Genomic DNA, 21,111 nt, shown 5'->3' on the forward strand with positions numbered 1-21,111 from the left:
CACAGGCGGGCTCAGTAGCCCGCCGCCTGGCCATCCTTGCGGCTTTCCGAAGCACCGAAGTACACGCCGGTTTCCGGATCACGCAGGATCGCCTGGTAACCGCCATAGGGGCCATCGGCGAACACCACGCGGTGGCCCTTGCGCATCAGTGCGCGCACGGTTTCGTAGGGGAAGCCGGTTTCCAGGTTCACTTCGCCGCCATCGCTCATGGCCGTAGCCTGGCCGGTCGGCTCGGTGGACCCCTCATGCTGGATGCGCGGCGCATCGCCGGCTTCCTGCAGGTTCATGCCGAAGTCCACCAGGTTCATCACGATCTGCGCATGGCCCTGCGGCTGCATCGCACCGCCCATCACGCCGAAGCTGGCGTACGGCTTGCCGTCCTTGGTGATGAAGGCCGGAATGATGGTCTGGAACGGACGCTTGCCCGGCGCGTAGCCGTTGGGGTGGTTCTTCTGCAGCACGAACATCTCGCCGCGGTCCTGCAGGATGAAGCCCAGCCCCGGCGGTGCCATGCCGCTGCCCATGCCACGGTAGTTGGACTGGATGAGCGAGACCATCATGCCGTCGCTGTCGGCCACGGTCATGTAGATCGTGTCGCCCTGCTCGAGCTGCTTCGGCGTGCCCGGCTGCACTTCCTTCAGCGCCTTGTCCATCGAGATCAGCGCGCGGCGCTGCGCGGCGTAATCCTTGGAAATGAGCTTCTGCACCGGCGCCGGCTGGAAGGCCATGTCGGCATAGAAGCGCGCGCGATCGGCGAAGGCCAGCTTCTTGGCTTCCACGAACAGGTGCACATGCTCGGGCGAGCCGAACGGAATCTTCGAGAAGTCGTAACCTTCCAGCACGTTGAGGATCTGCAGCGCGGCAATGCCCTGGCTGTTGGGCGGCAGTTCCCACACGTCATAGCCGCGGTAGTTGCTGCTGACCGGCTCGACCCATTCACCGTGATGGTCGGCCATGTCCTGGTAACTGAGATAACCGCCGTTGGCCTTGAAGTAATCACCGATGGTGCGTGCTACGTCGCCCTTGTAGAACGCATCGCGGCCACCGTCGGCGATTTTCTGCAGGGTATCGGCCAGGTTCGGGTTCTTCCACATCTGGCCCTTGCGCGGGGCGTGGCCGTCGATGGTGAACTGTTCGGTGAAGCCGGGGTACTTGGACAGGCGCGGCACCGAACGATCCCAGTAATAGGCAATCACTTCCGCCACTGGGTGGCCTTCGCGCGCGTAGCGGATGGCCGGGGCCAGGTTGTCGGCCATCGGCTTGCGGCCGAAGCGGTCATGCAGGGCGAACCAGCCGTCGACCGCGCCGGGCACCGATACCGGCAGCGGACCGGTGGCGGGGATCTCCTTCAGGCCACGGCGCTGGAATTCGGCCAGGGTGAGTGACTTCGGCGAACGCCCCGAGCCGTTGTAACCGTAAAGCTTCTTCGTCTTCGGGTCCCAGACGATGGCGAACAGGTCGCCGCCGATGCCGTTGCCGGTCGGCTCCATCAGCCCCAGCGCGGCGTTGGCGGCAATGGCGGCATCGACGGCCGAACCGCCGCCCTTCATCACGTCCAGCGCGATCTGGGTGGCCAGCGGCTGCGAGGTGGCGGCCATTGCGTGCGGGGCAATCACTTCGGAACGGGTGGCAAAGGTCTGGCCGGTGATGCGGTCGGCGGCACTGGACACGGCGGGGACCGCGGCCAGCACGGCAGCGGCAAGCAGGGAACGGGCAAGGCGTCGGGACACGGTTGGGGTCCGATGGAAGGGTGGTGCCCTGATCTTCGCCGCTTCGGGCGGCAGCCGGAATCGGGCAGAGGTCATGGGCGGCGGTGCCGTGGTGTGTGCGGAGCTTGGTCCGCACGGCCAACGGCTTCGGGGAATTCCGTGCGGACCAAGGTCCGCACCTACCAGGGCCGGATGCCTGCACGGCCGCCGGCTTCGGGGAATCCAGTGCGGACCAAGGTCCGCACCTACCAAGGCGAAATCACCCGCGAATCCGCGCAAAAAACCCGCTGAAAGGAGTGAATTCCGGTTCACTGAAACACTTTCAGCGGCAACCATCCTTGTGCCGCAAGCCTTTTCGCCAGATACAGGCGAAACCGATGGAAAAGCGTTTGCCAGGGTTGACACCGCTGAAATGGCTATGTTTCTCTCGATCCCATGCTGCAACGCCACCCGCCCCTGCGAACCACTACTGAAGCCGCCGATTCCGGCGCCGCATCGCTGCGTTCGCTTCTCGTGCTCGTACTTATTAGCCAGCCCACAGGTGCGGGACGAGCCAGCGTGTAAGCAGACAACACACACCGGAACTCGATCAGAAACCCGCACCCACCCAGGTGCGGGTTTTTTCATTTCAGGACCTGGTTTCACACGCAACCACTCAGCCATCCAGCCACGACCATGCATACCGCCTCCCGCAAAACCCGGACCTGCACCACCACGCCCTGCCGTGGTGGCTGTGCCCGTGCGATGCGCGGCGCCTCCTCCCCCGTTTTCCCCTGACCGGCCGGTACGTCGCTTCGACTGCCGGCCGTCTTTTTTCTTCCCAGCCAAGGAACCTCCCCCATGAGCACCAACTCCCTGCCCCAGACCAAGATCGCCGTCATCGGTTACGGCAGCCAGGGCCGCGCCCACGCGCTGAACCTGCGTGAATCCGGCTTCGACGTGGTGGTAGGCCTGCGCCCGGGTGGCCCCACCGAAGCCAAGGCCCAGGCCGATGGCTTCACCGTGGTGGCCCCGGCTGAAGCGGTGAAGGATGCCGACCTGGTGGCCGTGCTGACCCCGGACATGGTGCAGAAGAAGCTCTACAACGAGGTGCTGGCGCCGAACATGAAACAGGGCGCCTGCCTGTTGTTCGCCCACGGCCTGAACGTGCACTACGGCATGATCGAACCGCGCGCCGACCTGGACGTGGTGCTGGTCGCGCCGAAGGGCCCGGGCGCGCTGGTACGCCGCGAATACGAGATCGGCCGCGGCGTGCCGTGCATCTGGGCGGTCTACCAGGACACCAGCGGCCAGGCCGCGCAGCACGCGCAGGCCTATGCAGCCGGCCTGGGCGGCGCACGCGCCAACCTGATCCAGACCACCTTCAAGGAAGAAACCGAAACCGATCTGTTCGGCGAACAGGCGGTGCTGTGCGGCGGTGCCTCGGCGCTGGTGCAGGCCGGCTTCGAAACCCTGGTGGAAGCCGGCTACCAGCCGGAAATCGCCTACTACGAAGTGCTGCACGAATTGAAGCTGATCGTGGATCTGTTCTACGAAGGCGGCATCTCGCGCATGCTGGAATTCATCTCCGAAACCGCGCAGTACGGTGACTACGTGAGCGGCCCGCGGGTGATCGACGCCGGCACCAAGGAGCGCATGAAGGAAGTCCTGAAGGACATCCAGGACGGCACCTTCACCAAGAACTGGGTGGCCGAGTACGAAGCGGGCCTGCCGAACTACAACAAGTTCAAGCAGGCCGACCTGGAGCACCCGATCGAGAAGGTAGGCAAGGAACTGCGCGCCAAGATGGTCTGGTTGCAAGGACAGGCCGCGTAACCACGCGGCCCTCCCCCACCCGCTTTGCAAGGTTCCCCCATGAACTCTTCCACACACCGCAGCGCACCGCCCAACGGCGCGCGCTGGCTGACCCAGGCGCTGGAGGCCGAGGGTGTCCGTACGCTGTTCGGTTACCCGGGCGGCACCATCATGCCGTTCTACGACGCGCTGGTGGATTCGGCGCTGAAGCACATCCTGGTGCGCCATGAGCAGGGCGCGGCGCTGGCAGCCAACGGCTTTGCCCGCGCCAGCGGCCAGGTTGGCGTCTGCGTGGCCACCTCCGGCCCGGGCGCGTCGAACCTGGTGACCGGCATCGCCGATGCGATGCTGGATTCGGTGCCCATGGTCTGCATCACCGGCCAGGTGGGCACGCCGTTGCTGGGCACCGACGCCTTCCAGGAACTGGATGTGTTTGGCCTGACCATGCCCATCGTCAAGCACAGCTGGCTGGTGCGCAGCGTCGATGACCTGCCGCGCGTGGTCGCCGATGCCTTCCGCATCGCCCGCGAGGGCCGCCCCGGCCCGGTGCTGATCGACCTGCCCAAGGACGTGCAGCTGGCCGATGCCAGCCATCTGCCGGCCCATGTGCCGGCCAGCGTTGAACCGCCGGCGGCCGCCGCCGATGCGGCCATTGCTGAAGCCATCGCCGCGCTGGCCGCGGCCGAAAAGCCGGTGGTCTACGCCGGCGGTGGCATTGCCCTGGGCGAGGCCGTGCAGGATCTGCGCGACTTCGTCGAGGCCAGCGCCATTCCCACCGTGATGACCCTGCGTGGCCTGGGCGCGCTGCCCCCGCAGGACCCGCAGTCGCTGGGCATGCTGGGCATGCACGGCACGCGTGCGGCGAACATGGCCGTGCAGGAGAGCGATCTGCTGCTGGTGCTGGGTGCACGCTTCGATGACCGTGCCACCGGCAAGCTGGCCGAGTTCGCCCCGTTCGCCCGCGTGGTCCACATCGACGCCGACGCGTACGAGATCTCCAAGCTGCGCAGCGCCGATGTTGCCGTGCCCGGCAATGTCGGCCATGCCATCCGCGCCCTGCGTGCGGCCTTCCCCTCCCCCAAGGCCCACCAGGACGCATGGCGCAAGCGCTGTGCGCAGCACCGCGATCGCTTCGCCGCCCGCTACGACGCGCCGGGCCAGCACATCTACGCCCCGGCGCTGCTGAAGCGACTGAGCGAACTGGCCCCGTCCGATGCGGTGATCGCCTGCGATGTTGGCCAGCACCAGATGTGGGTTGCCCAGCACTGCCGCTTCAACCACCCGCGCAACCACCTGACCAGTGGCGCACTGGGCACCATGGGCTTCGGCCTGCCCGCAGCGATGGGTGCGCAGTTCGCCTGCCCCGACCGCACCGTGGTGCTGGTGTCCGGCGATGGCAGCTTCATGATGAACGTGCAGGAACTGGCCACCATCGCCCGTTGCCGCCTGCCGGTGAAGATCGTGCTGCTGGACAACAGTTCGCTGGGCATGGTGCGGCAGTGGCAGGAACTGTTCTTCGCCGAGCGCTACAGCGAGATCGACCTGTCCGACAACCCGGACTTCGTGGCCCTGGCCAAGGTGTTCGGCATTGCCGCCACCCGCATCGACACCCGCGACGACGTGGAAGGTGGCCTGGCCGCGCTGCTGGCCGAGCCGGGCCCGGCCCTGCTGCACGTGGCCATCGACGCCCGCGCCAACGTGTGGCCGCTGGTGCCGCCCAACACCGCCAACAGCACCATGCTGGAAAGCAATCCCGCCCACGCCCGCCAGGAGACCCCCAATGCAATACCGGCTTGACCTGGTGCTGCACCCGGCCGAGGGCGCGCTGCTGCGCGTGATCGGCATGGCCGAACGCCGCGGCTTCGCGCCGCGCGCGATCAGCGGCGCGCCGGTGGACAGCGACGAAGGCCGCTGGCACCTGCAGCTGGTGGTGGACGGGCAGCGCCCGGCCGAAACGCTGTGCCGGCAGATCGAAAAGATCTACGACTGCGTATCGGTGCAGATCACCGCACTGGAAGGAGCCGCATCATGAACACCCGTACCGTAGAGACCACGGTGCCGGTACGGGGGCGTCTTCTTCGCCGCCCGTGCGCGCATGCGGCGCCGTGCCGCCGCCCGCAGGTGGCCCATGCCGGCCGCTGATGCCAGCACCGAAAGCGATGTCGGCGACGTAAGCGTTGCCGACGTTCTGGCTGCGCAGGCCCGCCTGCGCCGCTTCCTGCCGCCTACCCCGCTGCACCATGCCGAACGCTTCGGTACCTGGCTGAAGCTGGAGAACCTGCAGCGCACCGGCTCCTACAAGGTGCGTGGTGCGCTGAACGCGCTGTTGGCCGGCCGCGAACGCGGTGATACCCGGCCGGTCATCTGCGCCTCGGCCGGCAACCATGCCCAGGGCGTGGCCTGGGCCGCCTACCGCCTGGACGTGCCGGCGATCACCGTGATGCCGCACGGCGCACCGGCCACCAAGATCGCCGGCGTCGCCCACTGGGGCGCCACCGTGCGCCAGCACGGCAACAGCTATGACGAGGCCTATGCGTTCGCCGTGGAACTGGCGCAGCGCCACGGCTACCGTTTCCTGTCGGCGTTCGACGATGCCGACGTGATCGCCGGCCAGGGCACGGTCGGCATCGAACTGGCCCCCCACGCCATGGATGTAGTGATCGTGCCGATCGGCGGCGGTGGCCTGGCGTCCGGCGTAGCGCTGGCACTGAAATCGCAGGGCGTGCGCGTGATCGGCGCGCAGGTCGAGGGCGTGGATTCCATGGCCCGCGCTATCAGCGGGGACGTGCGCGAGATCGCACCGGTGCCATCGCTGGCCGACGGTGTGCGGGTGAAGATTCCCGGCTTCCTGACCCGCCGCCTGTGCAGCTCGCTGCTGGACGACGTGGTGATCGTGCGCGAAGCCGAACTGCGCGAGACGCTGGTGCGGCTGGCGCTGGAAGAACACATCATCGCCGAAGGCGCCGGTGCGCTGGCGCTGGCCGCCGGGCGCCGCGTGGCCGGCCGCCGCAAGTGTGCGGTGGTGTCCGGCGGCAACATCGACGCCGGTGTCCTGGCCGGCCTGCTCACCGATATCCGCCCGCGGCCGCCGCGCAAACCGCGCAGGCGCCGCACCGACGCCAACCGAACGCCACCGCGCTCGCCCGCCAAGGCCAGCGTCTCCACCGCTTCCCCTTCCCCTTCCCACCTGCAAGCCGCAACGCCCGCTGTCGAGGAGATTTCCCTGTGACCACCATCGAACGAATTACCACCCCGCGCATCCGCATCTTCGACACCACCCTGCGTGACGGCGAGCAGTCCCCCGGCTGCAGCATGAGCCCGCCGCAGAAGCTGGTGATGGCGCGTGCGCTGGACGAACTGGGCGTGGACATCATCGAGACCGGCTTCCCGGCCAGCTCGCAGTCCGACCGCGAAGCGATGGCCCTGATCGGCCGTGAGCTGCGCCGCCCCAGCCTGACCCTGGCCGTGCTGTCGCGCTGCCTGCAGGCCGACATCGAAACCTCGGCGCGCGCCCTGGAAGCTGCGGCCAACCCGCGCCTGCACGTGTTCCTGTCGACCAGCCCGCTGCACCGCGAACACAAGCTGCGCATGACCCGCGAGCAGGTGCTGGAATCGGTGCGCAAGCACGTGACCCTGGCGCGCTCGTACATCGACGACGTGGAGTTCTCCGCCGAAGATGCCACCCGTACCGAGCTGGATTATCTGATCGAGGTCTCGCGGGTGGCCATCGCCGCCGGTGCCACCACCATCAACCTGCCCGACACCGTGGGCTTCACCACCCCGGAAGAAATCCGCGCGATGTTCCAGCAGGTGATCGCCGGCGTGGCCGATGTCCCCAACGCGGCCAACGTGATCTTCAGCGCGCACTGCCACAACGATCTGGGCCTGGCCGTGGCCAACTCGCTGGCCGCCGTCGAAGGCGGCGCACGCCAGGTCGAGTGCACGATCAATGGCATCGGCGAGCGCGCCGGCAACTGCTCGCTGGAAGAGATCACCATGGCGCTGAAGGTGCGCCAGGCGTTCTACGAGCAGGACACCGCCATCAACACCCCGCGCATCGTCGGCACCTCGCAGCTGCTGCAGCGCCTGGTCGGCATGCCGGTACAGCGCAACAAGGCCATTGTGGGCGCCAATGCCTTCGCCCATGAATCGGGCATCCACCAGCACGGCATGCTGCGCCACCGCGGCACCTACGAAATCATGCGTCCGGAAGACGTGGGCTGGGAAGATTCGCAGATGGTGCTGGGCCGCCACAGCGGCCGCGCCGCCGTGGAGTCGCGCCTGCGTGCGCTGGGCTTCTGGCTGGAAGAAGACGAGCTGAAGCTGGTGTTCGAGCAGTTCAAGGGCCTGTGCGAGCAGCAGCGCGTGGTAACCGATGCCGATCTGCAGACCCTGATGCAGGGCGGGTCCAACGCGCAGGGCTATCGCCTGGCTTCGATGACCATCAGCGATGTCGGCAGCCGCGCCAACGCCCTGGTGGAACTGTCCGATCCGGAAGGCAACCGCGTGGCCGAGACCGCGCAGGGCGATGGCCCGGTCGACGCCCTGTTCGGCGCGCTGTCGGCCGCCACCGGCGTGCAGCTGATGCTGGACAGCTACCAGGTGCACAGCGTGGGCATCGGCGCCGATGCGCGCGGCGAGGCCAACCTGAGCGTGCGCCACGAAGGCATCGAGTACGACGGCACCGGCACCAGCAAGGACATCATCGAAGCCTCGGCACTGGCCTGGTTGGATGTAGCCAACCGCCTGCTGCGCCAGCGCCAGGCCGCCGCCAGCACCGCCGAAACCGCTACCCCCGCCACCGCCTGAGGACTGTGAGATGAGCGCCTTCGACACCCCCACCCCGGCCTCGGCCGGCCAGCAGTGGAATGCCCAGGACTATGCGATCGACGCCGGCTTCGTGCCGCTGCTCGGCGGTGCGGTTGCGCGCCTGCTCGACCCGCGCGCCGGCGAGCGCATCCTGGACCTGGGCTGTGGCGATGGCGTGCTCACCACCGAACTGGCACTGAGCGGCGCCCGCCTGCGCGGCGTGGATGCCTCGCCCGAGCTGGTGATCGCCGCCCGCGCGCGCGGCGTCGATGCGCAGGTGATGGACGGCCACGCGCTGGCCTTCGACAGTGAATTCGATGCGGTGTTCAGCAACGCTGCGCTGCATTGGATGGGCAACCCCGACCGCGTGCTGGAAGGCGTCCGCCGGGCGTTGCGCCCGGGCGGCCGCTTCGTCGCCGAATTCGGCGGCCATGGCAACGTGGCCACGATCATCGCCGCAGTGCAGGCCGCGCGCGTGGCCCACGGCCACGGCGCCAGCGCGTTCCAGTGGTACTTCCCGACCGCTGACAGCTACGCCGATCGCCTGCGCCAGCACGGCTTCCAGGTGCAGCTGATCGAAACCACGCCACGCCCCACCGCACTGCCGACCGGCGTGGCCGGCTGGCTGCGGGTGTTCGCCGCACCGCTGCTGGACGACCTGCCGGCCGACGCCCGCGCCACCGTGCGCGACGCCGCGGCGGCCCTTCTGAACGACCTGCCGCGTGACGCCGCTGGCCAGCCGCTGGCCGACTACGTGCGCCTGCGCGTGCTCGCCCGCCGTCGCTGACTTGACCGTTTCATACTCTTTACTGATGTTCGCTATCTCGTACTTCTGCCAGGCATACGCATGACTTCCGCACCCCGCACCCTGTACGACAAACTGTGGGACGCCCACGTGGTGGTTCCCGAATCCGACAGCGCCCCCGCCGTGCTGTACATCGACCTGCACCTGATCCACGAGGTCACCTCGCCGCAGGCCTTCACCGAGCTGCGCGCGCGCGGCCTGGCGCCGCGCCGCCCGGACCGCACCAAGGCGACGATGGACCATTCCACCCCCACCCTGCCGGCCGGTGCCGACGGCAAGCTGCCCTATGCCAGCGCCGCCTCCGAAGCGCAGGTGGCCACCCTGGCGCGCAACTGCGCCGAGTACGGCATCGAACTGTTCGACATGGCCTCGGACAACCGCGGCATCGTCCACGTCATCGCGCCCGAACAGGGCTTCACCCAGCCGGGCATGACCATCGTCTGCGGTGACAGCCACACCTCCACCCACGGTGCGTTCGGCTCGCTGGCCTTCGGCATCGGCACCAGCGAAGTGGGCCACGTGCTGGCCACCCAGTGCCTGCTGCAGCGCAAGGCCAAGACCTTCGCAATCACCGTCGACGGCGCGCTGGCGCCGGGCGTGGGTGCCAAGGACGTGGTCCTGCACATCATCGGCGTGATCGGCGTGAACGGTGGCACCGGCCATGTGATCGAGTTCCGTGGCAGCACCATCGAAGCGATGGACATGGAACAGCGCATGACCCTGTGCAACATGTCCATCGAAGCCGGCGCGCGCGCCGGCATGGTGGCCCCGGACCAGGTCACCTTCGACTTCGTGGCCAACACCCCGCGCGGCCCCAAGGGCGCCGACTTCGATGCCGCCGTGGCGCGCTGGCAGCAGCTGCGCAGCGATGACGGCGCACGCTTCGACAGCGAAGTGCGCATCGATGCCGCCGACATCCGCCCCACCCTGACCTGGGGCACCCACCCGGGTACCGCCATCGCGGTGGACGCGCCGATTCCGGCCGCCAACGATGCCGCCGCGCAGAAGGGCCTGGACTACATGCACTTCCAGCCCGGCCATGCCCTGGCCGGTACGCCGGTGGACGTGGTGTTCGTCGGCTCCTGCACCAACGGCCGCCTGAGCGACATGCGCGAAGTGGCGCAGGTGCTGCGTGGCCGCCACGTGGCCGACGGCGTGCGCATGCTGGTGGTGCCGGGTTCGGAAATCGTCAAGCGCCAGGCCGAGGCCGAAGGCATCCACGAGATCGTGCGTGCCGCCGGTGCCGAATGGCGCGAGCCGGGCTGTTCGATGTGCATCGCCATGAACGGTGACCTGGTAGCCCCCGGCCAGCTGGCCGTGAGCACCAGCAACCGCAACTTCGAGGGCCGCCAGGGCCCCGGTTCGCGCACCCTGCTGGCTTCGCCGATGAGCGCGGCCTGGGCCGCGGTGAAGGGCCAGGTAGCCGATACCCGCGAACTGTTCGCACAGGAGGTGGCGTGATGGCCGGTTTCCGTACCCTGACATCGTCCAGCGTGGTGCTGGCGCAGACCAACATCGACACCGACCAGATCATTCCGGCGCGGTTCCTGTCCACCACCGAACGCGCCGGCCTGGGCCGCAACGCGTTCAATGACTGGCGCTGGCAGGCCGACGGTTCGCCGGTGGCCGACTTCGCCTTCAACCAGCCGCACAACGCCGGCCGCAGCATCCTGCTGGCGGGCCGCAACTTCGGCTGCGGTTCTTCGCGCGAACATGCGCCGTGGGCGCTGACCGACCTGGGCCTGCGCGCCATCGTCAGCAGCGAGATCGCCGACATCTTCCGCGGCAATTCGCTGAAGAACGGCCTGCTGCCGATCGTGCTGGACGAGGCCGACGTGCAGGCGCTGATGCAGCGCCCGGACGATGAACTGACCATCGATGTGGCCGCGCGCGAGCTGCGCACGCCCGATGGCCGGGTGTATTCCTTCCCGCTGGATGGCTTCTCGCAGACCTGCCTGCTGGAAGGCGTGGACCAGTTGGGGTATCTGTTGGGCCGTGTCCCTGAAATCGAACGTTACGAGAGTGAGCATGCACGCTGAGATTGTTGTCCTGCCCGGTGATGGCATCGGCCCGGAAGTGGCCGCCGCCGCGGTTGCCGTCCTGAAGGCCGTCGCCGAACGCTTCAACCACACCTTCACCTTCAGCGAGCACGATATCGGTGGCATCGCCATCGACCGCCACGGCGAACCGCTGCCGGCCGCGACGCTGGCCGCCTGCGAGGCCGCGAACGCGGTGCTGCTGGGGGCCGTGGGTGGCCCGAAGTGGTCCGACCCGAATGCCAAGGTGCGCCCGGAACAGGGCCTGCTGGCGATCCGCAAGGCGCTGGGCCTGTACGCCAACCTGCGCCCGGTGCGCACCCATGAGGCCGCACTGCACGCCTCGCCGATCAAGGCCGAACTACTGCAGGGCGTGGACTTCGTGGTGGTGCGCGAGCTGACCGGCGGCATCTACTTCGGCGACAAGACCCGCGATGCCGACAGTGCCAGCGACCTGTGCCGCTACACCGTGGCCGAGATCGAGCGCGTGCTGCGCAGCGCCTTCCGCCTGGCGCAGCAGCGGCGTGGCAAGGTCACCTCGGTGGACAAGGCCAACGTGCTGGAAACCTCGCGCCTGTGGCGCGACGTGGCCGCGCGCATCGGCCGCGAGGAATTCCCGGACGTTGCCCTGGAACACCAGCTGGTCGATTCAATGGCCATGCACCTGCTGGCCAAGCCGCGCGAGTACGACGTGATCGTGACCGAGAACATGTTCGGCGACATCCTCACCGATGAAGCCTCGATGTTGGCCGGTTCGCTGGGCCTGCTGCCGTCGGCCTCGCTGGGTGAGCCGGGCGCGGTCGGCATCTACGAACCGATCCACGGCTCGGCGCCGGACATCGCCGGCAAGGGCATCGCCAACCCCTACGCGACGATCTTCAGCGCAGCGATGCTGCTGCGCCATTCGCTGGGGCTGGAAGCCGAAGCGGCCGCCGTGGAAGCGGCCGTGCATGCGGTGCTGGACGACGGCGTGTTCACCGCCGACCTGGCCGCCAAGGGCCAGGCCGTGAGCACGGCGGCCGCCACCGATGCGGTGCTGGCCAAGCTGGCCTGATCCGGCCTTCTTCGGATATTGCGCGCAGCCACCCATGGGGTGGCTCTACTGCATAACCACGCCATGCCCCGCCCAGTAGATCCACGCCATGCGTGGATGCAGTAGATCCACGCCATGCGTGGATGCAGTAGATCCACGCCATGCGTGGATGCGGTAGATCCACGCCATGCGTGGATGCAGTAGATCCACGCCATGCGTGGATGCGGTAGATCCACGCCATGCGTGGATGCCCCAACCCGTGCCAACCAAGGTTGGCACCTACCAAGGGCAGGGGCCCGGGAACCCGGGGCATTACGCCCCGGATTCGTCCGGCTTCACCCGGAACCAGGCGGCGTACAGCGCCGGCAGGAACACCAGGGTCAGTACGGTGCCGACGATCAGGCCGCCCATGATCGAGATCGCCATCGAGCCGTAGAACGCGCTGCGCGACAGCGGAATCATCGCCAGCACCGCGGCCAGCGCGGTCAGCACGATCGGGCGGAAGCGGCGCACGGTGGCATCGATGATGGCGTGCCAGCGGTCGTGCCCGGCGTCGATGTCCTGCTGGATCTGGTCGATCAGGATCACCGAGTTGCGCATGATCATGCCAGCCAGCGCGATCGTGCCCAGCAGGGCGACGAAGCCGAACGGTGCACGGAACAGCAGCAGGAACAGCGTCGCGCCGATGATGCCCAGCGGTGCGGTGACCAGCACCATGGCCGCGCGCGAGAAGCTGCGCAGCTGCAGCATCAGCAGCGTGGCCACCACGATCAGGAACAGCGGCATGCCGGCCTTGATCGAATCCTGGCCGCGGGTGGAGTCTTCCACCGAGCCGCCGGTTTCCAGCAGGTAGCCACTGGGCAGCACGGCACGGATGCCATCCAGGGTCGGCACGATCTGCTGCACCACATCCAGCGCCTGCATGCCATCGCTGATGTCCGCCCGCACGGTGACCGTCGGCAGGCGGTTGCGGTGCCAGATGATGCCGTCCTCGAAGGCGTACTCCAGCCGCGCGACCTGCGACAGGGTGACGGCGGTGCCGCCGCTGGTCGGAATCGCCAGGCTGCCCAGCAGGTCCAGCTGCGCGCGCTCGTTGTCCGGCCCCCGCAGCAGCATCTCGATCTGGCGGTTGCCTTCACGGTAGGTGCTCACGCTCATGCCCGACAGCGAGCTGCTGAGGAACTGGCTCACTTGCGCACTGCTCACCCCCAGCGCACGCGCGCGGTCCTGGTCGATCACCAGCCGCACCACCTTGCTCGGCTCGCTCCAGTCCAGGTTGACGTTCATCACGTGCGGGTTCTCGCGCACCTTGGCCTCGACCTGGCGCGCGATGGCCTGCACCTGGGCGATGTGTTCGCCCGACACGCGCATCTGCACCGGATAGCCCACCGGCGGACCGTTCTCCAGGCGCGTCACGCGCATCTGCACGTCCGGGAACTGCTTGATCACATCCTTCAGCATCCAGTCGCGGGTGCTTTCGCGTGCCTTGGCATCGTCGGTAAGCACCACGAACTGGGCGAAGTTGGTGGCCGGCAACTGCTGGTCCAGCGGCAGATAGAAGCGCGGCGAACCGGTGCCGACGTAGGCCACGTAGTTGCTGATGCCAGCGCGCCCCTTCAGCAGTTTTTCCAGCTTGTCGGCCTGGGCCTGGGTAGCGGCCAGCGACGCGCCTTCGGCCAGTTCGATGTCCACCATCAGCTCGGGGCGGGTGGAATCGGGGAAGAACTGCTGCGGCACGAAGCGGAACAGCAGCAGCGACCCGACGAACAGCGCGATGGTCGCGGCGATCACCCACCAGCGATGGCGCAGGCAACGGTCCAGGAACGCACGGAAGCGGGTGTAGAACGGCCGCTGGTACGGATCATGGTCGTGGTCGTGCTGCTTGGGCACGATCCAGCGCGCCAGCGCCGGATGGCGGTCGGCCCACTGCAGGCGGCGCGCATGCCAGCGCGCGGCCAGGCTGCCGGGCTTGGGCGGCTGCGGATTGAACAGGTCCGGCAGCATCTTGTCGCCCAGATAGGGAATGAACAGCACCGCCGCGATCCACGACACCACCAGCGCGATGGTCACCACCTGGAACAGCGAGCGGGTGTATTCGCCGGTACTGGACGCGGCGGTGGCGATCGGCAGGAAGCCGGCCGCGGTGATCAGGGTGCCGGTCAGCATCGGGAACGCGGTGGATTCCCAGGCGAAACTGGCTGCACGCAGGCGGTCGTAACCCTGCTCCATCTTGGTGGCCATCATTTCCACCGCGATGATCGCATCGTCCACCAGCAGGCCCAGCGCCAGCACCAGGGCGCCCAGCGAGATCTTGTGCAGGCCGATGTCGAAGTAGTGCATGACGAAGAAGGTCATCGCCAGCACCAGCGGGATGGTCACGCCCACCACCAGGCCGGTGCGCAGGCCCAGCGAGAAGAAGCTGACCAGCAGCACGATCACCACCGCCTCGGTCAGCACCTGCACGAACTCGCCCACCGACTCTTCCACCGCATGCGGCTGGTCGGAGACCTTGCGCAGCTGCATGCCCGCCGGCAGGGTTTTCTGCAGGCGCTCGAACTCGGCATCCAGGGTGGCGCCCAGCTTCAGGATGTCACCGCCGTCCTTCATCGCCACGGCCAGGCCGATCGCATCCTGGCCCATGAAGCGCATCTTCGGCGAGGCAGGGTCGGCGAAGCCGCGCTTGATCTCGGCGATGTCGCCCAGGTGCACGGTGCGCTCGCCGGCCTGGATCGGGAAGCGGCGGATGTCCTCGATGGAATCGAACTGACCGGTCACGCGCAGCTGCACGCGGTCGCTCGGGGTCTCGAAGAAACTGGTGGCCGTCACCGCGTTCTGGTCGGCCAGGGCCTGCTGCACCTGCTGCAGCGATACGCCCAGCGTGGCCAGCTTGGTGTTGGACAGCTCGATCCAGACCTTCTCGTCCTGCAGGCCGACCAGGTCGATCTTGCCCACGTCGGGCACGCGCTGCAGTTCCAGCTGGATGCGGTCGGCATAGTCACGCATCACTGCGTAATCGAAGCCTTCGCCGGTCAAGGCGTAGATGTTGCCGAAGGTATCGCCGAACTCATCGTTATAGAACGGGCCGACGATCTCGCGCGGCAAGGTGGCGCGGATATCGCCCACGCGCTTGCGCACCTGGTACCAGAGATCGGGAATCTGCTTGGAGCGCAGGCTGTCGCGGGCCATGAAGATCACCTGCGATTCGCCCGGGCGCGAGTACGAACGGATGAACTCGTATTCGCCGGTGTTCATCAGTGCCTTTTCAATCGGCTCGGTCACCTGCCGCGAGACCTGCTCGGCGGTGGCACCGGGCCACATCGTGCGCACCACCATCGCCTTGAAGGTGAACGGCGGATCTTCGGACTGGCCCAGATGCTTGTACGACCATGCGCCGATGACGGCGAAGGCGAGCATGGCAAACAGCACCAGCGGGCGGTTGCCCAGCGCCCACTCGGAAAGATTGAAGCGGCGCATGGCTCAGTGTTCCTTGGCGGCGGGCGCAGTCGGTGCCAGCACCGGGCGGTTCTGCCGGTCCACCGGCGCCACCACCTGGCCTTCGCGCAGCAGATGACCGCCGGCGGCCACCACCCAATCGCTCGTCGCTACGCCGGACAGCACCGGTACGGCCTGCGCACCGTAGGCGCCGACCTTCACCTGCGTCGCCTTCAGCGCGCCGGTGGCAGGATTGACCACCCACACGCTGGCCTGGCCATCGGCGCCGCGCTGCACGGCGGCCAGCGGCAACTGCAGCGTGCCGCTGCGGCCGGCCGTGGCGAACACCCGTGCGCTCTGGCCCAGTTCCACTTCGCTCAGTGCTTCCGGCGCGAGGCTGACGCGGGTGGCGTAGGTGCGGGCCTGCGCGTCGGCCGCCGGGGCGATCTCACGCAGGGTGCCGGGCAGCATCTGGCCCGGGCGGTTCCACAGTTCCACCTGCACGGCCTGTCCGACTTGGTAGTCGCGGATCGAGCTTTCCGGCAGGGCGATCAGCACCTCACGGCCGCCATCGGCGGCCAGGGTGAACACCGTCTGCCCGGCACTGACCACCTGCCCGGCTTCGGCCTGGCGGCTGGCGATCACGCCATCGGCCGGTGCCCGCAGCTGCGCGTACTCGGCCTGGTTGCGGGCCACGGCCAGGTTGGCCCGGGCGGCATTGGCCTGTCCCTGTGCCGCCTTGAAGGCAGCGGTCTGCTGGTCCAGCGCCGATCGGCTCACCAACTGGTCTTCGGCCAGCGTCGCGTAGCGCTTCTGGTCATCGCGGGCGCGCACCAGGTCGGCTTCGGCCGCCGCCAACTGGGCCTGCGATGCCGCCGCCTGCGAGGCGTAGTCGGCCACGTCCAGTTCGGCCAGCAGCTGGCCCTTCTTCACCCGTTCACCGGCATCGACGAGGCGCTTGACCAGGTTCCCGCCCACCCGGAACGACAGCGGGCTTTCCTGGCGCGCACGCACCTCACCGGGATACGCCGCCGGCGCCTGCCCGTCCTGGGTGACCGGGTGGACCACCAGCACCGGCAGGGCCGGCGCCGGCTCGGCCGCCTGCTTGCCACACGCTGCCAGCACCACGGCCAGCGCACCTACGCCCAACCAACGCATGTTCTTCATGGCGATACGACCTGAAAGGAAATCCGGAGGACCACGGCGGCAACACTCTGTTACGCCACGGACATTATTGAACCAGCCGGTATAGTATAAATATCGAACCGCGTGGTCTAGTATTACGGCAATGAGTTCCCCCACTTCCCGCAAGCCGTCGGCCAAGGCCACTGCCAAGGCCGCCGGGCCCGGGCGTCCGAAGGACCTGGGCAAGCGCGCTGCCATCCTGGAAGCCGCCAAAGTGCTGTTCATCGAACAGGGCTACAGCGGTGTGAGCATGGACAGCATCGCCGCCCAGGCCGGCGTGTCGAAGCTGACCGTTTACAGCCATTTCGGCGACAAAGAGACCCTGTTCTCGCAGGCGGTGCAGTCCAAGTGCATCGAGATGCTGCCCGATGCGCTGTTCGTGGCCGACGCCGAGGGCCCGCTGCGCGACCAGCTGCTGGGCATTGGCCACGCCTTCTTCGAGCTGATCACTTCGGACGCGGCGCTGTCGATCCAGCGGGTGATGATGGCGCCGGAAACCGACGCGCGCCTGCGCGAACTGTTCTGGCAGGCCGGCCCGCTGCGCACCTGCGAGGCGCTGGCTGAGTTCCTGCGCTCGCGCACGGCGCGCGGCGAACTGCAGATCGACGACTTTGCCCAGGCCGGGCAACAGTTCCTGACCCTGGTGAAGGGCGAGGTGCACATGCATATGATGTGCGGCATGCCATTGTCCCCGGCCGAGACCGACGCCACGACCCATGTGGCCGCCAGCGTCGATTTCTTCCTGCGCGCCTATGCCCCGCGAGGGGCCGGAAACGACTGAAACGCACCAACCTGAACGAACCGGAGGTCGCGATGACTTCCGGCACTGCGACCCCGGCCACCCGGCAGCTGATGCTCTGGGCGCGCCGCCGGCCTCCGGCACCGGTAAAATGGCCGGCCCACTGCGCTGGATTTGAACCTCATGACGATTGATTACGCCCACGCCCGCGAACTGATGGTGGAACAGCAGATCCGTCCCTGGGACGTGCTGGACATCAAGGTGCTCGACGTCCTGGCCCGCCTGCCGCGCGAGGCCTTCGTCGCCGACGCGCGCCGTGCGCTGGCCTACACCGATGTCGAACTGCCCATCGGCAACGGCCAGAAGATGATGAAGCCGGTGATCGAAGGCCGCACCCTGCAGGCGCTGGATCTGCAGCCGGGTGATGAAGTGCTGGAGATCGGTACCGGCAGCGGTTTCCTGTCGGCCTGCATCGGCGCGCTGGCGCGCGACGTGCTGAGCCTGGAAATCGACCCAGAACTGGCCGCCGCTGCACGCGCGCGCCTGGACGCTTCCGGCCTGGGCACCAACGTGCGGGTTGAAGTGGCCGATGCCCTGACCTGGCAGACCGACCGCCGCTTCGACGTGATCTGTGTCACTGGCGCAGTGGACGTGGTGCCGTCACAGTTCGCCTCGTGGCTGCGTCCGGGCGGTCGCCTGTTCGTGATCCACGGCCGTTCGCCGGCCATGGAAGCGCTGCTGGTGAAGGCCGACGGCAGCACCGAATCGCTGTTCGAGACCGATATCGATTACCTGCGCGGTGCCGCCCCGGCACCCCAGTTCCACCTCTGAGTCCAAGGAAGCCGCAATGATCCGCCGATCCCTCGCTGTTGCGCTGGCCACTGCCCTGCTGCCGTTGTCTGCCCATGCCGCCGACCTGCTGCAGGTCTACGAAATGGCGCGCAACGGTGACCCGCAGCTGGCCGCTGCCGAATCGACCCGGCTGTACGACAAGGAAGGCGCCGTGCAGGCACGCGCTGCCCTGCTGCCGCAGATCAACGGCACCGCCGCGCTGAACCGCACGCGCAGCGAAGCCAATGCCGATGCCAACTCCGGTTCGGTGATGAGCAAGCGCCGCAGCTACACGGTCGATGGCAGCCAGACGCTGTTCAACTGGACCCAGATCAGCAACCTGCGTTCGCAGCGCGAGCTGAGCAAGGCGGCGGATTTCACCCTCGATTCGGCCAACGACAGCCTGATCGTGCGCACCTCGGCGGCCTACTTCAACGTGCTGGTGGCGATCGAATCGCTGACCGCCGCACAGACCAATGAAGCGGCCGCGAAGAAGCAGTTCGACTTCGCCGACAAGCGCCTGGAAGTGGGCCTGGCGCCGATCACCGACGTGCACGAAGCGCGCGCCCAGTACGACCAGGCGCGCGCCAACACCATCGTTGCGCAGAACACCCTGGCCGATAACTACCAGGCCCTGACCGAGCTGACCGGCCAGCCGGTGGTGAACCTGCGCGGCCTGCCGGCCGACTTCCGCCCGGAAGTGCCGGCCAACCGCGGCAACATCGATGAACTGGTGACCCAGGCCAGCGGCCAGAATCCGGCGCTGAAGGCGCAGGAACTGAAGGTCAGCGCCGCCGAAGCCGGCGTGCAGGCGGCCCGTGGCGGTCACTACCCGACCCTGTCGCTGGGCGGCAGCTGGGGCAAGAGCGCGACCTGGGGCGACAGCACCGGCGCCGGCTCGCTGTCGCCCGATGCCCGCACCAACAGCATCGGCCTGACCCTGAGCGTGCCGATCTTCTCCGGCGGTGCCACCCAGTCGGGCGTGCGCCAGGCCCTGGCCCAGCGTGATATCGCCCAGGACACCTACGAACAGCAGAAGCGTGCGCTGGACCGCAACACCCGCAATGCCTACCAGACCCTGGTGCAGGGCATCAGCGAAGTGGAAGCGCGCCGCCTGGCCGTGGTTTCGGCACAGAGCGCCTACGACGCTTCGCAGGTCGGCCTGGAAGTGGGTACCCGCACGGTGCTGGACGTGATCCAGAACCAGCGCATCCTGTTCTCGGCGCAGCTGGATTACGCCCAGGCCCGCTACACCTTCCTGCAGAACCGCCTGCTGCTGAGCCAGTCGCTGGGTTCGCTGGACGTGGCCGAGCTGCAGGACATCAACCGCCTGCTGACCCAGGACGCGGGCAACCCGTCGACCACCACGCGCTGATTGCAGGCGTTGCTGGCCGCACAGAAAAACCACCCTCACGGGTGGTTTTTTTGTGCCCGTGCGACGCTGCTCGCCCTTAGAACAGCCGCTGCAGAAGCGGCAGCAGGCACAGCGCGGTGGCCAGCGGCGCACGCACCCGGGCCGCGCCGGACTGCTTCACCTGGCCCGCACAGACCGCCGCCAGCGCGATCAACGCCAACGGACCCGGCAGGCTGGGCAGCAACCCTTCGGGCAGCCACACCGCCAGCAGCGCCGCCCCGGTGCCCAGCCATGCGATGACTGCGGCGCGCTGTACCCGATGGCGCTCGCCGCTGCCCGGCCAGCGCTGCAGGCACAGCGTTGTCGCCAGCAGCACCAGTACCACCTGCAGCGCGGCCAGGCCGGCTGCACCGGCGGCCGGCAGCAGCGGCAGCAGCCATTGCAGCTGCGTGACCCCCTGCAGGGCCACCGACAGCGGCCGTGTGCTGGCCAATGCCGGGAACGCCACCAGCCCCGACTGCAGCGCCGCCAGCACCATCAGCCACAGCATGCCCGCCGGCACCGCCACGCCAACGGCCAGGACCAGTTGCCGCCGCGGCCGGGTGACCAGCGGAGCCAGCACCAGCAGCAGGCCCGTGCTGGCAAACACCGCCAGCAGCGGCACACTGGCGGCGACCACCCCACCCATACCGAAGCGGTACGGGGCCACCGCGCTGGGCAACCACGGAATCCAGTGGGCGTAATGCACATGGCGCGCGGCCAGGACCAGCAGCAGCGCACCAATGCCAAACTTGAGGGTCAACAGCGCACAGGCCAGCAGCACCGCGCGGCGCGGCCGCAGCAGCGCCATCGCCGCAGTGGCCAGCACCAGCACGGCGGCGACCACCTGCACGGGCAGCCACTGCCGCGGCTCCACGCCCATCGTGGCCGCGACCGCGTAGAGATGGCGCGCACCGGACTGCGCAGCACCGGCCACAGTGGCGGTCAGTTCCAGCACCAGGGCCAGCAGCAGCAGATCGGCCACGCGCTGGCCCCAGGCCGCCCGCAGCAGATCGTGCAGACCGCTGCCATCGGGTTGCGCACGCAGCGCATCACGCAGGCTGCACAGCACCAGCCACGCGCCCAGCGCTGCCAGCAACAGGCTGAGCACGATTGCCGGGCCGGCCTGCGCTGCGGTGTGCTGGCCCACCAGCGCCACCACGCTGCCGCCCACCAGCAGCGCCAGCGCAAGCACCAGTAGATGATCCGTGCCCAGTACAGCGCCGGTTCGCACGCCGCCCCGCGCGGTGCTGCCGCCATCGACGTTCATTGAAAGCTTCCTTGATGCCGACCAAGCGTGGTCGACAGCAGGCTGGCAGCGGCGACGACGCGGCGGTATCGGGAA

General features: G+C 68.1%; 16 protein-coding genes. 12 read left to right on the top strand and 4 right to left on the bottom strand.

Annotated features, from left to right (window positions below; all coding sequences use genetic code 11):
* Positions 1-11: 11 nt before the first annotated feature.
* Complete coding sequence (ggt, locus tag C1931_RS16465; RefSeq protein ID WP_108754075.1) at positions 12-1,730, bottom strand: gamma-glutamyltransferase; 1,719 nt, start codon at positions 1,728-1,730, stop codon at positions 12-14.
* An 819-nt stretch (positions 1,731-2,549) separates the two neighbouring features.
* Here ggt and ilvC point away from each other — a divergent pair.
* The 9 genes from ilvC to leuB all read left to right on the top strand — a co-directional run bounded on the left by ilvC (position 2,550) and on the right by leuB (position 12,207).
* The gene (gene ilvC, locus C1931_RS16470) at positions 2,550-3,524 is read left to right on the top strand and encodes a ketol-acid reductoisomerase (protein ID WP_108750608.1); all 975 of its coding nucleotides are present in this window, start codon (positions 2,550-2,552) and stop codon (positions 3,522-3,524) included.
* 39 nt (positions 3,525-3,563) lie between these two features.
* Positions 3,564-5,300, top strand: coding sequence for an acetolactate synthase 2 catalytic subunit (ilvG, locus tag C1931_RS16475; protein WP_108757098.1), 1,737 nt, complete (start codon positions 3,564-3,566; stop codon positions 5,298-5,300).
* Positions 5,284-5,535 (top strand): ACT domain-containing protein, encoded by a 252-nt coding sequence (locus C1931_RS16480; protein WP_108750606.1) that lies wholly within the window; start codon positions 5,284-5,286, stop codon positions 5,533-5,535. Before ilvG ends, C1931_RS16480 begins: the two co-directional genes overlap by 17 nt.
* Positions 5,536-5,631: 96 nt before the next feature.
* Positions 5,632-6,732, top strand: coding sequence for a threonine dehydratase (locus C1931_RS16485; RefSeq protein ID WP_108757099.1), 1,101 nt, complete (start codon positions 5,632-5,634; stop codon positions 6,730-6,732).
* Positions 6,729-8,312 carry a 2-isopropylmalate synthase gene (locus tag C1931_RS16490; RefSeq protein WP_108757100.1) on the top strand — a complete coding sequence of 528 codons (1,584 nt, stop codon included), beginning with the start codon at positions 6,729-6,731 and terminating at the stop codon, positions 8,310-8,312. Before C1931_RS16485 ends, C1931_RS16490 begins: the two co-directional genes overlap by 4 nt.
* Before the next feature lie 10 nt (positions 8,313-8,322).
* Positions 8,323-9,099, top strand: coding sequence for a class I SAM-dependent methyltransferase (locus C1931_RS16495; protein ID WP_108757101.1), 777 nt, complete (start codon positions 8,323-8,325; stop codon positions 9,097-9,099).
* Positions 9,100-9,159: 60 nt separating this feature from the next.
* The gene (gene leuC, locus C1931_RS16500; protein ID WP_108757102.1) at positions 9,160-10,578 is read left to right on the top strand and encodes a 3-isopropylmalate dehydratase large subunit; all 1,419 of its coding nucleotides are present in this window, start codon (positions 9,160-9,162) and stop codon (positions 10,576-10,578) included.
* Positions 10,578-11,156, top strand: coding sequence for a 3-isopropylmalate dehydratase small subunit (gene leuD, locus C1931_RS16505; RefSeq protein WP_006390726.1), 579 nt, complete (start codon positions 10,578-10,580; stop codon positions 11,154-11,156). The genes leuC and leuD overlap by 1 nt, the downstream gene beginning before the upstream one ends.
* Entirely contained in the window at positions 11,146-12,207 is a 1,062-nt protein-coding gene (leuB, locus tag C1931_RS16510; protein ID WP_108757103.1) for a 3-isopropylmalate dehydrogenase, read from the top strand. Before leuD ends, leuB begins: the two co-directional genes overlap by 11 nt.
* Positions 12,208-12,498: 291 nt before the next feature.
* Here the strand turns inward: leuB and C1931_RS16515 are convergent, their stop codons facing one another.
* Together C1931_RS16515 and C1931_RS16520 are read right to left on the bottom strand one after the other, a co-directional pair.
* A complete protein-coding gene (locus C1931_RS16515) occupies positions 12,499-15,660 on the bottom strand; it encodes an efflux RND transporter permease subunit (protein WP_108757104.1) in 3,162 nt (1,053 codons plus the stop codon).
* A gap of 3 nt (positions 15,661-15,663) precedes the next feature.
* On the bottom strand, positions 15,664-16,785 hold the full coding sequence (locus C1931_RS16520) for an efflux RND transporter periplasmic adaptor subunit (protein WP_108757105.1): 1,122 nt from the start codon (positions 16,783-16,785) through the stop codon (positions 15,664-15,666).
* A 121-nt stretch (positions 16,786-16,906) separates the two neighbouring features.
* On the opposite strand from C1931_RS16520, the gene C1931_RS16525 reads away from it, so the two are divergent.
* From C1931_RS16525 to C1931_RS16535, 3 genes are all read left to right on the top strand, one after another.
* Positions 16,907-17,584 (top strand): TetR/AcrR family transcriptional regulator, encoded by a 678-nt coding sequence (locus tag C1931_RS16525; RefSeq protein ID WP_108750597.1) that lies wholly within the window; start codon positions 16,907-16,909, stop codon positions 17,582-17,584.
* Positions 17,585-17,725: 141 nt separating this feature from the next.
* Positions 17,726-18,373, top strand: coding sequence for a protein-L-isoaspartate O-methyltransferase (locus C1931_RS16530; RefSeq protein WP_108750596.1), 648 nt, complete (start codon positions 17,726-17,728; stop codon positions 18,371-18,373).
* A 16-nt stretch (positions 18,374-18,389) separates the two neighbouring features.
* Positions 18,390-19,748, top strand: a complete 1,359-nt coding sequence (locus C1931_RS16535; protein ID WP_108754088.1) for a TolC family outer membrane protein — start codon at positions 18,390-18,392, stop codon at positions 19,746-19,748.
* 76 nt (positions 19,749-19,824) lie between these two features.
* Here C1931_RS16535 and C1931_RS16540 read toward each other — a convergent pair whose 3' ends face one another.
* On the bottom strand, positions 19,825-21,036 hold the full coding sequence (locus tag C1931_RS16540) for an amino acid transporter (protein ID WP_108757106.1): 1,212 nt from the start codon (positions 21,034-21,036) through the stop codon (positions 19,825-19,827).
* Positions 21,037-21,111 lie beyond the last annotated feature (75 nt).

The sequence above is a fragment of the Stenotrophomonas sp. YAU14A_MKIMI4_1 genome, assembly GCF_003086855.1.
In the GTDB taxonomy this organism is placed as follows: domain Bacteria; phylum Pseudomonadota; class Gammaproteobacteria; order Xanthomonadales; family Xanthomonadaceae; genus Stenotrophomonas.